The following is a 15544-nucleotide window of genomic DNA, read 5'->3' as shown; positions in this document are numbered from 1 at the left end:
TAAATTATTCGTTTCGGTTGCAAAGCTAACAAGAAAAAATGATCGATTCTTGAGGGTGCTCATGGCATAGTGCGACTAATAAATCAAAATGAAAAGCACATGACATGAGTCTAAATACGCAAATTTTAATTGCTGCAATTTTAGGTGTGGCTTTTGGCTTCTTGTTAAATGTATTCCCTGATACAGCATTTTTTAACGGAAGTTTATATGGCTTAGGGATTGCCAGTAGTATCTTTATCGGCCTACTGAAACTATTACTGATTCCTCTCATTTTTAGTTCTATTGTTGTCGGAGTTTCCAATCTACAGACTGGTGGCCAACTTGGTAGAACTTGGAAAATTACCCTCGCTTGTTGTGTCACAACCACAACTTTGGCACTGATTTTGGGGCTTGCGTGTGCGCATCTTTTCGAGGTCGGGAAGGGTGTAGACATCACCATTTTTCAAGAGACCATGAATCAGCATCAGACGCCTGATACTTTGACGCCCTCGAGTTTTTTTACCAACTTTATCCATAATACACTAATAAACCCGTTTAAAGCATTTGCTGAAGGTAATGTGTTAGCCGTTGTCGTTTTTGCACTTTTAATTGGGGTGGCTCTCGTTAAAGGTGGTGAAAAATTTAAAACAGTGAAAGCGTTGAGTCAGCAATTTTTTGAAATCATGATGTTGATGATTGGTTGGGTGATGAAGCTCGCACCAATAGGGATTTTTGCGTTACTGGCAAAGTTAATCGCGACGGAGGACCTATCCGTTCTGAGTCGATTAGCAGAATTCGCAGCAGTAGTCACGGGAACAACCATCTTTCATGGCCTTGTTGTTTTGCCTTTGTTGCTCTGGATTTTCGGGAGAATGAATCCAATTACATTTTTTAAGGGAACACGAGCAGCCTTGATTACGGCGTTTGCTACCAGCTCAAGTTCCGCAACCATGCCGCTATCAATGAAGTGTGCTCAGGAAAATTTAGGAGTAAGACCCCAGACTGCAGGATTTGTGATCCCTCTCGGGACACAGTTGAATATGGATGGGACGGCATTGTATGAGGCTGCGGCGGCGCTGTTTATTGCGAATTTAATGGGGCTTGACTTAACGTTAGGACAACAATTGATTGTGTGTGCGACAGCAATGATTGCATCTTTAGGGGCACCAGGTATACCTAGCGCAGGTATGGTTACCATGATTATGGTTTTACAATCAGTTGGACTCCCGGCAGAAGCAATCGCGATATTATTGCCGATTGACCGTTTGTTAGATACCGTTAGAACAGTGGTGAATGTGCAGGGGGATATGATGATTAGTGTTGTTGTAGATCGTTACACGAATCCTGATCATGAACCTATTGAAAAAAATACAGCTTAAAAGATTAGATCAGATATAAAAAAAGCAGGGACCACCCTGCTTTTTTATTGAATACATTATGCAACTTTCAGTGCTGCACGTTCCGCTGCTGGTGACTGATTTAGATAGTTGATCGCATCTTCAGTTTTTGCTTCATGAACAGGGTCATACCAAGGCATTAAATAGCCGAGTTGTTGAGAAACAAGCCAGAATGGGTGAGGAAGTAAACCATTGTCTTTTTGGGCAATTCGTGCCCATTCACGCCAAATCCAAGGTTTGTAAACAGCTGGTTTAATTGATTTAAAGCGAGGGTCTTGACCCATAATATGAGCAGCACCATCAACCCATAAACCTAATACAGCAGCAATCACAACTACACTTTGATAATAGCGAGAAATATAACCACCGCCAAGATGACGATATAAGTCAAATGCAACGGTACGGTGTTCAATTTCCTCAGCACCATGCCATTTTACGAGATCAAGCATATTGGCATCAGCACCCAATTCTCCCCATTTTTTGTTGTACAAGGCATATTTGCCGAGGACACAAGTCATATGTTCAACAGTAGCAATAATACCTAATCTAAATAAATCCCACTGATGATCTAAGGCTTTTGGGACGTTTAGACCTAAAGGTTTATCCGCTAAAAGTTTTCCAAAAAGAAAGTCCATGATATCGAGGTTACGTTGAATATCGATATGACGTGCGCTGAGATATTCTTTATTTGCTGAATTATGTGCTTGAGCGTGCATCGCTTCTTGGCGAATAAAAGCTTTCACATCTTCTGCAAGTTTTTCATCAGTAATTTTCGGCAAAACTTTGTTGTACAGACGACAAAACCAGAACTCGCCTGCTGGTAAGATGTTATTGATTTCATTGATAAAATAACTAACGAAAGGCTGATTTGGAACCCAATCTACTGGTGTATCCGCCCACTCAAATTTAACTTTACGAGGTTTGATGTGATACTCAATAGAAGATCCAATCTTACTATTTCTTAATCGAGACAATAATTTCATCACACTTTCCTGAATTTTTGTTGTGATTATCATTTTTCAGTATAAAAAAATGCCCTCAAATAACCTTAGCATTTGGGGACATTGATGTATCAATTAGTGAATGTAATGATTTAACCATTCGATAGGTTAGAAACTATTCGGCTTTGTTAGATTCTAGTTCGGTTGTTTCGCTTGGTGATTCATCATCTTCTTGAATATCATGATCAAAATCTTCATCGATGTCTGATTCACTTACTTCAGGAATTGCACTTAGATCAAATCCGTTAGGCTGCTCAAGCGTAAAATTTAAACGACCAGCAATAACGCTTGCGAGTTCTTCAAGACCTTGCTTATTGAGGGATGAGAACAATTGGATAGAGAAGTTAAGCTTCATTTTCTTTAATTGAGCTTTGACTTCTTGCAATGCTTTGGAAGCTGGACCACGATTTAACTTATCTGATTTTGTTAATAAAACATGGACAAATAATTTACGTGAGTAAGCCCATTCTAACATCATGACATCGAAATGTTGTAAAGGGTGTCGTATGTCCATCAACAGTACAAGCCCTTGTAAACTTTCACGATGAATGAGGTAGTTTTCAAGCTCTTTTTGCCAAACGATTTTCATGCTTTCAGGTACAGCAGCATAGCCATATCCAGGAAGGTCAACTAATCTTTGTTCAGCATTGCCCATACTAAAAAAGTTAATCATTTGTGTGCGACCAGGTTTTTTAGACGCACGTGCAAGTTGTTTTTGATTGGTTAATGCATTAATCGCACTCGATTTACCAGCATTCGAACGACCTGCAAAAGCAATCTCATAACCTGTATCTTCTACACATAAATTCAGTTTTGGTGCACTCATTAAGAATTCGGCTTTGCGCAACCAGTTGAGCGCTTGAACCGAATATTCAGTAATCGCTGGATCGGCTTTTTTCTCATAGCTGATCTTTTGCTTTGGGGCATTTGACGCCTTACTGTTTTTCGACTTTCCTCTGCTGTGATGCATAGCTCAACTTCAATAACTCAATTTACAATCAGCTATTATAAAGGAAGTCGCGCATGCAAGCGAATACTCAATCGAATTGAGTCAATCTATGGTGTAACTTGAATGAAAGGAATGGGTGAATCTGAATTGAATTTTATACCTGAGGTGGGTATAACATCCTTCAGTTTAAATTGATCTAAATGCTGATAAAACTGTTGGACTGCATGATCTAAAATGCCTTTCAAACCACAGTCATTTCTTAATACGCATGGCGGGTTATGACACTCTACAATTTGCTGATCGCCTTGAAGTGTTCTCACTAAAGTCCCTAATGAGATATTCAGAGTTTGAGGGGCTAGACGTATACCGCCACCTTTGCCTCGACTGGTCATTAGCCAATTTTGTTTTGCCATAAAGTGAACGATTTTCATGGCATGGTTTTCTGAGACCTGCAATTGGTTTGCCAGTTCTGCAATGGTATAAGGCAAGTCGCGAGGTTGTGCGACATACATCAATATACGCAGCGCATAGTCGGTAAATTTATTCAGTTGCATAGATCATCATAAAAGATAGCTTATTTCCATCTTAACATTGAAAGCCCCGTGAACGGAGCTTTCAATGATCTCTTAAAATCTTATTTCGGTTAAAAATTTAGATGAATTAATTTTTTAGTGGTGCAGATACCTCAACCACATCACCTACTTGATAGTGGTTTAATAAGATATTTGCCACAGAATATTCAGTTGCTTCATCTACCGCTTTTACTGTGATTTGATACTGGTCAGCTTGAGCAGCATCAAAGCTAAATTGTTGTGGTTGGCGCATCTCTTGCCCCGGTACCTGGACTCGCACCGAAATATATTCACCTGCTTCAGCCATCGCAATGGTATGACCGTCTTTGGCAGCTAAACTGAAGGTTTTGGTGTTAGCTTCAGCTTCAATCGCTGTAATTTTAAATTCACGCCAGCCAGCCCAACCGCCATTTTGTGCAGTCAAAGCTTCATATTTTGATTTTTCGACACTAATTAAAATGTCTGCCAATTGCATATACGCGGCTTTCCAAGCAGCAATCAGATCAGAGTCCATTGGCACATCTAATACTTCGCTGATTGAATGCAGAAGGTTTTCACCCACAATCGAGTATTGATCCGCTTGAATGTCTAAACTTACGTGTTTAGTGGTAATTCGCTCAATCGCTTTTGCCAAAACTGTAGGATTTTCAATATTTTCAGCATATGCCAAAACAGCAGCAGCTAAAGCACGTGGCTGACGACCAGTACTTTGATGATCCATGTTAAATGTATTTTTTAACTCGGGGTTGTTGTTCAGCATGCGATTATAGAAATAGGTTGTAAGGGCAACACCATTCTCACGCAGGACGGGAACAGTCGCTTTTACAAGTTCAATATGTTGTGGCGTCATGAGCTTCAACTTTAGTTTTATTAAAAGATATATTTAAAATACATCTTTTAGGGTCGAGCTGCAATATGACTTGCATAGAAAACCTTAAAATAATTATGGGATATTGAAATATCCCATAATGAAGTTAAAAATGATGAGTAAAGGGAGGGCTATTTTTTTCCAAATAATGAGCCCAGTAGACCGCGGACGATTTTTTGCCCAGTGCTTCCGCCGAGGCTTCGTGCAGCGCTTTTAGCAAACGTACCGACAATATCTTGGGTGAGTTTTTCACGTTGTTTGGCTGCACGTTCTGCTTCTTTTTGTTGTTCACGGGCAAGGCGTTCTTGTTCTTTGACTTGCTGTTTTGCGAAAGCTTCTTGCTCTTTAGCAATTTGCTTTGCGTAGGCCTCTTGTTCCTTAGCTTGTTGTTTTGCTAATGCTTCTTGTTCGGATTGTTGTTGACGCTGAACTACTTTGTTTTGCAGCATTTCAAAAGCACTTTCTCGATCAAGTACTTGCTCATAAACACCTGCAACCACACTGTTTGTCATGAGCGTCTTACGCTCTTCAAGCGTGATAGGTGTAAAAGATGAATATGGGGGCATGACCCAGCCGCGTTCAACCATTTGTGGCGTGCCTTTCTCATCTAGACAGCTAATTAGCGCTTCACCAACTGCCAACTCCGTAATGGCGTCCTGTACTTTGAATGCAGGATTGGGTCTAAAAGTATCAGCTGCAGTTTTTACTGCTTTTTGATCTTTTGGTGTGAAGGCACGAAGTGCATGTTGAACACGGTTGCCCAGTTGTCCTAAAACACTTTCAGGTAAATCGAGCGGATTTTGGGTGACAAAATAAATACCTACTCCCTTAGAGCGGATTAAGCGTACCACTTGTTCGATCTTTTCTTGCAAAGCAGGGCTGGCATTGTCAAACAGTAAATGAGCTTCATCGAAGAAAAATACCAATTTCGGTTTATCCATATCACCGACTTCAGGTAATTGTTCAAACAGTTCGGAAAGCATCCACAGTAAGAAAGTCGCATAAAGCTTTGGTGTGTTCATTAATTTGTCGGCAGCGAGCAAATTAATATTGCCGTGTCCTTGTGTATCGGTTTGGATAAAATCCATGAGGTCTAATGCAGGCTCACCAAAAAATTGATCACCGCCTTGATCGGCTAGTACTAGCAAATTACGTTGGATTGCACCCAAGCTAGCAGGAGAAAGATTGCCGTATTCTGCTTTAAAGTCAGCTGCATGCTCAGTCACATAAGTGATCATCGCCTTGAGGTCTTTAAAGTCGATCAGTAATAAACCTTGATCATCCGCGATGCGGAAAATCGCAGAAAGCACACCTTCTTGGGTGTCATTCAAATTCAGCATTCGGGCTAAAAGCAATGGACCAATTTCTGATACTGTAGTCCGAATCGGATGACCTTGTTCGCCAAATAAATCCCAAAAAACCACAGGTGATGCGCTAAATGGGATTGATTCAATATTGAGGCTCTTGATGCGTTCATCAAATTTTGAATTATTTTCACCTGCTTTGGCAAGGCTAGAGACATCACCTTTTGCATCGGCTAAAAATACCGGCACACCAATACGAGAAAAGCTCTCTGCCAAGACCTTTAAAGTGACTGTTTTTCCTGTTCCTGTTGCGCCGGCAATCAAGCCATGTCGGTTTGCCAGTTGCGAATGTAAAACAATCTCTTGGGATGTATCTGAGGTTTTTTTTGCGATGACAATTGGTGTGCCCATAATTATTCCTTTTTATTCGATCTTTTGTTGTTGCATTATTTTGAGTGCTTGTTGAATATCTTCTATCAAATCGTGAGGATGTTCCAGTCCTATACAAAAACGAACCAATATTCCTTCTTGTAAATGTGTATGTGCAAGCTCACGCATTTGATCAATTTGATAGAGCATTACTAAACTCACTGGGCCACCCCAGCTAAAACCTAATTTAAACAGGTTAAGCGCATCACAAAAATTGCGTATATCTTGAAGATTATATTTTTTATCAAAAATTACACTGATCAAACCTGCGCTCAATTCTGATAGGCAAACTTCTTTCCAAAAAGTATGACCTGCAGATTTTGGATTGGCAGGGTGCAATACTTGTGCAAACTCATTTTGCTGTAGAAGCCAGCTTAATAAAGTTAGCGCTGATTTAGATTGGTGCGTATAACGGAGTTCCATTGAAGATAGGCTGCGCTGAATCTGTGCGGTGTCATCGCCTGATATAGAAATCCCTTGAATTGCATGCATGCGAAATAGCTTGTGGTATAAATCCTTGTTTTTTGTTACGACACTCCCCATGAGAATGTCACCACCACCGCTTGGATATTTGGTGAGTGCATGGACGGTGATATCGACTGCTAAGTGTTCTGTACCAAAATCAAAAGCATTAAAAGCTAGACCCGCTCCCCAAGTATTATCAAGTGCGGTAAGGATCTTATGCATTTGAGCTTTTTTGACCAGATTCGTTAAATCTGGAAATTCGAGTGTTACAGATCCTGCAGCTTCTAACCAAATTAACTTAGCTTTATCACTGGGTTTAAAGCTCTCAACATCAATTGGGTTATAGACCTTAACGGCAATACCATAACGTGATTCTAGGTTTCGCAAATGCTCCATATTTGGACCGTAAATATTGTCAGCGACCCAAACTTCATCACCATGTGCTAAAAAACAAGAATTCACCAAGTTGATTGCAGAGAGTCCGCTTGGTGCAAGGAGGCAGTATTTTCCGCCTTCTAATTGTGCAATATTGTCGCCTAGCGTAAACGTCGTGGGGGTGCCATGCGTTCCGTAACTATAGTCATAAGCATCGGTCCAATGGCGATTGAAAAGAGCATCGGTATTTTCAAAAATGATCGTTGATGCACGATAAATAGGAGGTTGAATACTATTTAAAAGTTGAGGTGCTTTTCTAGGGCTATGTATGAGTTGAGTTTGCGTATTTATTTTCACAATTTACCTGTATAAATCGTCATTTTATAACTAACAAAACATACTACTAAAAAACTGCATAGCTGTGCTTTGTTTAAAATTATTTAACAACCTATAGGTTGGCTTCATTTTTGCAACTGCTAGTGCAATATAAGAAAAGTTCGGGTTGGAAAATGAAGCCATTAAAAGTGCATTACTTTCAGCATATTGCTGGTGAAGGGTTCGGAAGTTGTTATGAATATTTAAAATCAATTGGAGCACAAATTAGTGCTACGGAGTTTTTTGCATTACCTGTTGAGATGGCATTAGAAATCGAGGCGTTACCAGCAATTGAAGATATTGATTTACTAATCATCATGGGTGGAGCAATGAGTGTAAATGATGAGGCAAATTATCCATGGCTAAAAATAGAAAAAAGATGGATCCGTCGATATTTATCACTAGGCAAGCCTGCAATTGGTTTGTGTCTCGGAGGTCAGCTTATAGCCAATGCTTTGGGAGCAAGTGTACGTTTAAATGAACAACAAGAGTTAGGTTGGACTAAAGTCTTCAGAACTCAACATGGTTTATCAGATTGCTTTGAAATACCTAAAGAATTGGAAATAATGCAATGGCACAGTGAGACTTTTGAGATTCCTAAAGGAGGCGTCAGACTGGCTGAAAATAATGTGTGTGCAAACCAAATGTACCAAATTGGAAAGAATGTGCTGGGTTTTCAGTTTCATCCAGAAATAACGCCGAAAGTTTTACAAATGTATATTGAGAATGAAGAGCATGAGAAGGTATTTTCTGGCACTTATGTACAATCATTAGATACCTTAAAACAAACAAAAAAAACGAGGTTTCAAAAAGGGAATGAATTGCTGATCGATGCAATTAATTATGTATTGGGGTTCGGGCAGGGTGTACAAAAGAAAGCCGCCAACGCTTAACCATAAATTGAGAAAAAATGATAAATAGGTTTGCTTAACAGTTAAACAATCGTTATAATGGGCGACCCTTTGATATTAAGGGCTAAACAACGTTGATTGTTGTTTAGATCGTTACAGTCGTGGCATCGATCACGACCTTAGTGATTTTCACTGCCTCTGACACTTGCCTTGTTTTCGGACAGGGGGAGATGCGTCATGGGTGATTCTTTATATATTTGGCTTGGAGTTTACTGGTATGTCTAACCAGAGAATCCGTATCCGTTTGAAGTCTTTTGATCACCGTTTAATTGATCAATCTTCTCAAGAGATCGTAGAAACAGCAAAACGTACTGGCGCACAAGTTTGTGGTCCAATCCCGATGCCAACTCGCATCGAGCGTTTTAACGTTCTAACTTCACCGCACGTTAACAAAGACGCGCGTGATCAGTATGAAATCCGCACTTACAAGCGTTTGATCGACATCGTTCAACCTACAGACAAAACTGTAGATGCATTGATGAAATTAGATCTTGCAGCTGGTGTAGACGTTCAGATCGCATTGGGTTAAGGCTTTCGGTTAATTAACACTCTAAGTTAATTAAGCCGCTTTTTTAGAGGTTTATGCACATGGCTATTGGTTTAGTCGGTCGCAAGTGCGGTATGACACGTATCTTTACAGATGCTGGTGTTTCTGTACCTGTTACAGTGATTGAGGTTGATCCTAACCGCATCACTCAAATCAAAACGCTTGAAACTGATGGTTATCAAGCGATTCAAATCACTACTGGTGAACGTCGCGAATCTCGCGTTACTAATGCCCAGAAAGGTCACTTCGCTAAAGCGGGTGTTGCTGCTGGTCGTTTAGTTCAAGAGTTCCGTGTTACAGAAGCTGATCTTGAAGGTCGTGAAGTTGGCGGAACTATCGGTGTAGATTTGTTCACAGTGGGTCAAATCGTTGACGTAACTGGTCAGTCTAAAGGTAAAGGTTTCCAAGGTGGTGTTAAGCGTTGGAACTTCCGTACTCAAGACGCTACTCACGGTAACTCTGTTTCTCACCGTGTTCTAGGTTCTACAGGTCAAAACCAGACTCCTGGTCGCGTATTCAAAGGCAAAAAAATGGCTGGCCATTTAGGTGCTGAACGCGTAACTACACAGGGTCTTGAAATCGTTGCTATCGATACAGAGCGTTCAGTTCTTGTAGTTAAAGGCGCGGTTCCTGGTGCTACCGGTGGTGACGTAACTGTTCGTCCTACTATCAAGGCTTGAGGGGAAATAACGTGAATTTAAATACTGTTTCCGGCTCTGCTGTTGAATTATCAGAAGTTGCGTTCGGTCGTGAATTCAATGAAGCTCTTGTACACCAAGTTGTTACAGCTTATTTAGCTGGTGGTCGTCAAGGTTCAAAAGCTCAGAAATCACGTGCAGACGTTTCTGGCGGTGGTAAAAAACCATTCCGTCAAAAAGGTACTGGTCGCGCTCGTGCTGGTTCTATTCGTAGTCCAATCTGGGTTGGCGGTGGTAAAACTTTTGCTGCTCGTCCACAAGACTGGTCTCAAAAAGTAAACCGTAAAATGTATCGCGGTGCTATGCAATGCATCCTAGCTGAACTTGTTCGTCAAGATCGCTTAGTTTTAGTTGAAGAGTTTGCTGTAGCTGCTCCAAAAACTAAAGAATTGCTTGCAAAACTTAACGACTTGAATGCTACTCGTGCATTGATCGTTACTGATGCTGTTGATGAGAACTTGTATCTAGCTGCTCGTAACCTTCCACACGTTGATGTGGTTGATGCTGCTGCTATCGATCCTGTTAGCTTGATCGCGTTCGATAAAGTTGTTATGTCTGTAGCTGCTGCTAAGAAAATTGAGGTAGAACTCGGATGAACAACGAACGTATCTATCAAGTCCTAAAAGGACCTGTATTCTCAGAAAAAGCACAAGTTTTAGGTGAAACTGCTGGTGTTCAAGTGTTTAAAGTTGCTATCGATGCAAACAAACTTGAAATCAAAAAAGCAGTTGAACAATTATTTGGTGTAGAAGTTGTTAAAGTTAACACGACTATCACTAAAGGTAAGACTAAACGCTTTGGTAAAACTATCGGACGTCGTTCTGATGTTAAAAAAGCATACGTCACCCTGAAAGCTGGCCAAGATGTAGAAATGGCTGACTTGGGCGATACCGCTGAAAGCACAGCGGAATAAGGACGAGAATTATGCCTATTCAAAAATGTAAGCCAACGTCTCCAGGACGTCGCTTTGTAGAGAAAGTCGTTCACGACCATCTTCACAAAGGTGCGCCTTATGCTCCGTTGGTAGAAGCTAAAAAACGTACTGGTGGTCGTAATAACAACGGTCACATTACTACACGTCACGTTGGTGGTGGTCACAAGCAACATTACCGTATTGTTGACTTTAAACGTAACAAAGATGGCATTCCTGCGACTGTAGAGCGTATCGAATACGATCCTAACCGTACTGCACACATTGCATTAGTTTTGTATGCTGATGGTGAGCGTCGTTATATCATTGCGCCTAAAGGTCTACGTGCTGGTGATAAAGTTCAATCTGGTAACGATGCTCCAATTCGTCCAGGTAACTGCTTACCACTTCGTAACATGCCTATCGGTTCTACTCTTCACAATATCGAGCTTAAAATCGGTAAAGGCGCTCAATTAGTGCGTTCTGCTGGTGCTTCTGCTCAGTTATTGGGTCGTGACGGTTCTTACGCAATTATTCGTCTACGTTCTGGCGAAATGCGTAAAGTACACGTTGAATGTCGCGCAGTTCTTGGTGAAGTTTCTAACCAAGAAAGCAACTTACGTTCACTAGGTAAAGCTGGTGCTTCACGCTGGCGTGGTGTTCGTCCTACCGTTCGTGGTATGGCGATGAACCCGGTAGATCACCCACATGGTGGTGGTGAAGGGCGTAACAAAGGTATTCAACCTGTAAGCCCATGGGGTCAAAAAGCTAAAGGGTACAAGACACGTACCAATAAGCGTACGACTAAGATGATCATTCGCGACCGTCGCGTTAAGTAACAAGTAAAGGAATCTGACAATGCCTCGTTCTCTGAAAAAAGGCCCATTCGTCGATGCGCACTTGTTCGCTAAGGTTGAAGCGGCTATCGCGGCTAATAACCGTAAGCCGATCAAAACTTGGTCGCGTCGTTCGATGATCCTCCCGGATTTTGTTGGTTTAACAATTTCTGTACACAATGGTCGTAACCATGTTCCGGTAATCGTATCTGAACATATGGTTGGTCACAAGCTTGGTGAATTTGCACCGACTCGTACTTACCGTGGTCACGGTGTTGACAAGAAATCTAAACGTTAATAGGTGCTATGATGGAAGTAACTGCTAAATTACGCGGTGCCGCTATCTCGGCACAAAAAGCTCGTTTGGTTGCAGACTTGATTCGCGGCAAATCTGTTGCGCACGCTCTTAACATCCTAAACTTCAGCAACAAAAAAGCTGCAGTTTTAGTTAAGAAAGCGTTGGAATCTGCGATTGCAAACGCTGAACATAATAACAGTTTAGATGTAGACGATCTTAAAGTTTCTACGATCTACGTTGATGAAGGCATGAGCCTTAAACGTATTTTGCCACGTGCTAAAGGCCGTGCAGATCGTATTACTAAGCGTACTTGTCACATCACCGTTAAGGTAGGGGTTTGATATGGGTCAGAAGGTTCATCCAATCGGTATCCGCCTAGGTGTTGTGAAACGTCATAACGCTAACTGGTATGCGAATCCGAAACAATACGCTGAATACTTGCTTAAAGATCTTCAAGTTCGTGAGTTTTTAAACAAAAAACTTAAGAATGCGATGGTGAGCAATATTCTTATCGAACGTCCAACAGGCGCTGCTAAAGTAACAATTAGCACTGCTCGTCCTGGTATCGTGATCGGTAAAAAAGGCGAAGACATTGAAAAATTACAGCGCGAACTTACCAATATTATGGGTGTTCCAGCGCAAGTAAGCATCAACGAAATTGATCGTCCAGATTTAGACGCTCGTCTAGTTGGTGAAGCAATTGCTTCTCAATTAGAAAAACGTGTAATGTTCCGTCGTGCTATGAAGCGTGCGGTTCAAAACACTATGCGTGCTGGTGCGAAAGGTATCAAAGTTGAAGTTTCTGGTCGTTTAGGCGGTGCAGAGATTGCACGTACTGAATGGTATCGTGAAGGTCGTGTACCTCTACATACTCTTCGTGCTGACATCGACTATTCAGCGGTTCGCGCAGAAACTACTTACGGTACGATCGGCGTTAAAGTTTGGATCTTCCGTGGTGAGATCTTGGGCGGCATGAAACAAGTCATGAACCCAGCTCCAGCTGAAGAACGTCCAGCTAAACGTGGTCGCGGTCGTGGTGAAGGTCAAGAGCGTCGTGGTCGTCGCAATGATCGTTCTGCTGAAAAAGGAGAATAATCCATGTTGCAACCTAAACGTACTAAATTCCGTAAAGTGCAAAAAGGCCGTAACACTGGTCTAGCACATCGCGGTAGCACAGTATCTTTTGGTACTATCGCACTTAAATCAGTTGAACGTGGTCGCATGACTGCGCGTCAAATTGAAGCAGCGCGTCGTACAATCAGCCGTCGTGTAAAACGTGGTGGTAAGATCTTTATCCGTGTATTCCCGGACAAACCAATTACTGAAAAACCATTAGAAGTTCGTATGGGTAAAGGTAAAGGTTCTGTGGAATATTGGGTTTGTGAAATCAAACCAGGTAAGATCCTGTACGAAATGGAAGGTGTGAACGAGGAATTAGCGCGTGAAGCATTTACGCTTGCTGCTGCTAAACTTCCGTTTAAAACCACTATCGTGACTCGGACGGTAATGTAATGAAAACTAAAGATCTACGTGAAAAGTCGGTAGAAGAATTGACAGCTTTGCTTGATGAGCAACAGTTGAACCAATTCCGTCTTCGCATGGCTAAAGCAACTGGTCAATTGGGTAAATCGCACGAAGTGCAATTAACTCGTAAAACTATTGCTCGCATCAAGACCCTCCTTACCGAAAAACAGGGGAACGCACAATGAGTGAGCAAACAGTTCGCACGTTAACAGGCAAAGTAGTAAGCGACAAGATGGACAAGTCTATCGTTGTTCTTATCGAACGCCGCGTTCAACACCCGTTGTATGGCAAATCAATCCGCCGTTCAACAAAATTACACGCTCATGATGAGAACAACACTGCTAAAACTGGCGATGTTGTAACTATCAAAGAAAGCCGCCCAATTTCTAAAACTAAGTCTTGGACTTTAGTTGAAGTTGTTGAAGCAGCTGCTGAGTAAATAACGTTCTTGTTGCATCATCGGTCAATTTCGAGTACTCTTTGAGCCTTTCGAAATTGTGACCGGTGATGCTCGGTTTTGGAGTAGGGCAATGATTCAGACCGAAACTATGCTCGACGTAGCAGACAACAGTGGTGCTCGCCGCGTACAATGTATTAAAGTACTTGGTGGTTCACATCGTCGTTATGCTTCAGTTGGCGACATTATTAAAGTTACTGTAAAAGAAGCAATTCCACGTGGCCGTGTTAAAAAAGGCGACGTAATGAATGCAGTAGTTGTACGTACAAAATTCGGTATCCGTCGTCCAGATGGTTCTGTTATTCGTTTCGATGATAACGCTGCTGTTATTTTGAACAACAACAAAGCTCCGATTGCTACTCGTATTTTCGGACCAGTGACTCGTGAACTTCGTACTGAACAGTTCATGAAAATCATTTCATTGGCTCCTGAAGTTCTATAATAGAGGCAATCATGGCTAAGATTAAAAAAGGCGATCAAGTAATCGTGATCGCAGGTAAAGAAAAAGGCAAACAAGGTACTGTTTTGTCTGTTTCTAATGACCGAGTTAAGGTTGAAGGTCTTAACTTAGTTAAGAAGCATCAAAAGCCTAACCGTGCAACAGGTGCTGAAGGCGCTATCGTTACACAAGAAGCTTTGCTTCATATCTCTAACGTGGCAATTTTTAATGCTACAACCCAAAAGGCTGACCGTGTTGGTTACCAAGTGATTGACGGCGTGAAAACTCGCGTTTACAAATCAAATGGTGAATCAGTGGCGGTAGCGAAGTAATAGGTTGAAATAGGCAATGGCCAGACTTAAAGCGCGTTACAACGACGAACTTAAAGCTCAATTACAAGAACAATTGGGCGTTAAGAATGTGATGGAGATCCCTCGCATCACTAAAATCACGATCAATATGGGTGTTGGTGCAGCTGCTGCTGACAAAAAACTCCTTGATGGTGCTCTTTCTGATATGCAAGCTATCGCTGGTCAAAAACCAGTTCTTACGTTAGCTCGTAAATCTATCGCTGGTTTCAAAATCCGTGATGGTTGGCCGATTGGTTGTAAAGTTACTTTACGCGGCGAACGCATGTACGAATTCTTAGACCGTTTGATCTCTATCGCGATCCCTCGTATCCGTGACTTCCGTGGTTTCTCTGCGAAATCATTTGACGGTCGTGGTAACTACTCTATGGGTCTTAAAGAACAGATTATGTTCCCTGAGATCGATTTTGATAAGATTGACCGTATTCGTGGTATGGATATTACCATCACTACGACTGCTCGCACCGATGACGAAGGCCGTGCGCTTATGCGTGCATTCGGCTTCCCGTTCAAATAAGAGGTCGATATGGCTAAGAAAGGTATGATTAATCGCGAATTGAAACGCGAAGCTACTGTTGCTAAATACGCTGCAAAACGTGCTGAATTAAAAGCTGTTATTGCAAACGTAAATGCAAGCGACGAAGAGCGTTTCGAAGCGATGATGAAGTTACAAGCATTACCACGTAATGCATCTCCAGTACGTCTTCGTAACCGTTGTGGTTTAACTGGTCGTCCTCATGGTTACTTCCGTAAGTTCGGTTTAAGCCGTAACAAATTACGTGACACAGTAATGCAAGGTGATGTACCGGGCGTTGTTAAGGCAAGCTGGTAAGGAGCACTAT

22 protein-coding genes and 1 pseudogene are annotated in these 15544 nt (G+C 41.7%); 17 read left to right on the top strand and 6 right to left on the bottom strand.

The features are described 5' to 3' along the window. The first annotated feature begins 104 nt into the window (after positions 1-104). On the top strand, positions 105-1358 hold the full coding sequence (locus AC1M85_RS12845) for a dicarboxylate/amino acid:cation symporter (protein WP_488213195.1): 1254 nt from the start codon (positions 105-107) through the stop codon (positions 1356-1358). 56 nt (positions 1359-1414) lie between these two features. Here AC1M85_RS12845 and AC1M85_RS12840 read toward each other — a convergent pair whose 3' ends face one another. From AC1M85_RS12840 to AC1M85_RS12815, 6 genes are all read right to left on the bottom strand, one after another. Next, entirely contained in the window at positions 1415-2359 is a 945-nt protein-coding gene (locus AC1M85_RS12840; RefSeq protein ID WP_035265065.1) for a metal-dependent hydrolase, read from the bottom strand. A 133-nt stretch (positions 2360-2492) separates the two neighbouring features. Further along, positions 2493-3347 carry a ribosome biogenesis GTP-binding protein YihA/YsxC gene (gene yihA, locus AC1M85_RS12835; protein ID WP_488213194.1) on the bottom strand — a complete coding sequence of 285 codons (855 nt, stop codon included), beginning with the start codon at positions 3345-3347 and terminating at the stop codon, positions 2493-2495. Positions 3348-3433: 86 nt separating this feature from the next. Then, a complete protein-coding gene (locus AC1M85_RS12830; RefSeq protein ID WP_488213193.1) occupies positions 3434-3880 on the bottom strand; it encodes an RrF2 family transcriptional regulator in 447 nt (148 codons plus the stop codon). Between the two features lie 106 nt (positions 3881-3986). Next, entirely contained in the window at positions 3987-4748 is a 762-nt protein-coding gene (locus AC1M85_RS12825) for a globin domain-containing protein (RefSeq protein WP_488213192.1), read from the bottom strand. A gap of 149 nt (positions 4749-4897) precedes the next feature. Further along, positions 4898-6481 (bottom strand): helicase HerA-like domain-containing protein, encoded by a 1584-nt coding sequence (locus AC1M85_RS12820; protein ID WP_488213191.1) that lies wholly within the window; start codon positions 6479-6481, stop codon positions 4898-4900. A gap of 12 nt (positions 6482-6493) precedes the next feature. Continuing rightward, on the bottom strand, positions 6494-7696 hold the full coding sequence (locus AC1M85_RS12815; RefSeq protein ID WP_488213190.1) for a PLP-dependent transferase: 1203 nt from the start codon (positions 7694-7696) through the stop codon (positions 6494-6496). 152 nt (positions 7697-7848) lie between these two features. On the opposite strand from AC1M85_RS12815, the gene AC1M85_RS12810 reads away from it, so the two are divergent. The 16 genes and pseudogenes from AC1M85_RS12810 to rpsN all read left to right on the top strand — a co-directional run bounded on the left by AC1M85_RS12810 (position 7849) and on the right by rpsN (position 15534). Continuing rightward, positions 7849-8607, top strand: coding sequence for a type 1 glutamine amidotransferase (locus AC1M85_RS12810; RefSeq protein ID WP_488213189.1), 759 nt, complete (start codon positions 7849-7851; stop codon positions 8605-8607). Between the two features lie 235 nt (positions 8608-8842). Beyond that, the gene (rpsJ, locus tag AC1M85_RS12805; protein WP_004725677.1) at positions 8843-9154 is read left to right on the top strand and encodes a 30S ribosomal protein S10; all 312 of its coding nucleotides are present in this window, start codon (positions 8843-8845) and stop codon (positions 9152-9154) included. 59 nt (positions 9155-9213) lie between these two features. Continuing rightward, positions 9214-9852: a 50S ribosomal protein L3 gene (rplC, locus tag AC1M85_RS12800; RefSeq protein ID WP_035265091.1), complete on the top strand. Its 639-nt coding sequence runs from the start codon at positions 9214-9216 to the stop codon at positions 9850-9852. Positions 9853-9863: 11 nt separating this feature from the next. Then, positions 9864-10466, top strand: coding sequence for a 50S ribosomal protein L4 (gene rplD / locus AC1M85_RS12795; protein WP_035265093.1), 603 nt, complete (start codon positions 9864-9866; stop codon positions 10464-10466). Further along, the gene (gene rplW / locus AC1M85_RS12790; protein WP_035265097.1) at positions 10463-10783 is read left to right on the top strand and encodes a 50S ribosomal protein L23; all 321 of its coding nucleotides are present in this window, start codon (positions 10463-10465) and stop codon (positions 10781-10783) included. Before rplD ends, rplW begins: the two co-directional genes overlap by 4 nt. A gap of 11 nt (positions 10784-10794) precedes the next feature. Further along, positions 10795-11619 carry a 50S ribosomal protein L2 gene (gene rplB, locus AC1M85_RS12785; protein ID WP_035265099.1) on the top strand — a complete coding sequence of 275 codons (825 nt, stop codon included), beginning with the start codon at positions 10795-10797 and terminating at the stop codon, positions 11617-11619. A 19-nt stretch (positions 11620-11638) separates the two neighbouring features. Next, a complete protein-coding gene (gene rpsS, locus AC1M85_RS12780; RefSeq protein WP_004281508.1) occupies positions 11639-11914 on the top strand; it encodes a 30S ribosomal protein S19 in 276 nt (91 codons plus the stop codon). Positions 11915-11925: 11 nt separating this feature from the next. Next, positions 11926-12255, top strand: coding sequence for a 50S ribosomal protein L22 (gene rplV, locus AC1M85_RS12775; protein ID WP_035265103.1), 330 nt, complete (start codon positions 11926-11928; stop codon positions 12253-12255). 1 nt (position 12256) lies between these two features. Next, positions 12257-13073 (top strand): annotated as a pseudogene (rpsC, locus tag AC1M85_RS12770) (30S ribosomal protein S3). Then, positions 13013-13426, top strand: coding sequence for a 50S ribosomal protein L16 (gene rplP / locus AC1M85_RS12765; protein WP_035265110.1), 414 nt, complete (start codon positions 13013-13015; stop codon positions 13424-13426). Before rpsC ends, rplP begins: the two are co-directional and overlap by 61 nt. Beyond that, positions 13426-13623, top strand: coding sequence for a 50S ribosomal protein L29 (gene rpmC / locus AC1M85_RS12760; RefSeq protein WP_035265113.1), 198 nt, complete (start codon positions 13426-13428; stop codon positions 13621-13623). The genes rplP and rpmC overlap by 1 nt, the downstream gene beginning before the upstream one ends. Beyond that, positions 13620-13877 (top strand): 30S ribosomal protein S17, encoded by a 258-nt coding sequence (rpsQ, locus tag AC1M85_RS12755; RefSeq protein WP_004691314.1) that lies wholly within the window; start codon positions 13620-13622, stop codon positions 13875-13877. The genes rpmC and rpsQ overlap by 4 nt, the downstream gene beginning before the upstream one ends. Before the next feature lie 91 nt (positions 13878-13968). After that, positions 13969-14337, top strand: a complete 369-nt coding sequence (gene rplN, locus AC1M85_RS12750) for a 50S ribosomal protein L14 (protein ID WP_035265119.1) — start codon at positions 13969-13971, stop codon at positions 14335-14337. An 11-nt stretch (positions 14338-14348) separates the two neighbouring features. Continuing rightward, positions 14349-14666 carry a 50S ribosomal protein L24 gene (gene rplX / locus AC1M85_RS12745; protein WP_035265122.1) on the top strand — a complete coding sequence of 106 codons (318 nt, stop codon included), beginning with the start codon at positions 14349-14351 and terminating at the stop codon, positions 14664-14666. Positions 14667-14682: 16 nt separating this feature from the next. After that, positions 14683-15219: a 50S ribosomal protein L5 gene (gene rplE, locus AC1M85_RS12740; protein ID WP_004809796.1), complete on the top strand. Its 537-nt coding sequence runs from the start codon at positions 14683-14685 to the stop codon at positions 15217-15219. Between the two features lie 9 nt (positions 15220-15228). Then, positions 15229-15534, top strand: coding sequence for a 30S ribosomal protein S14 (gene rpsN, locus AC1M85_RS12735; protein WP_067731180.1), 306 nt, complete (start codon positions 15229-15231; stop codon positions 15532-15534). Positions 15535-15544 lie beyond the last annotated feature (10 nt).

This window comes from Acinetobacter sp. 24-47-64 (assembly GCF_057737055.1).
This window is presented reverse-complemented; position numbering and strand designations above follow the sequence as displayed.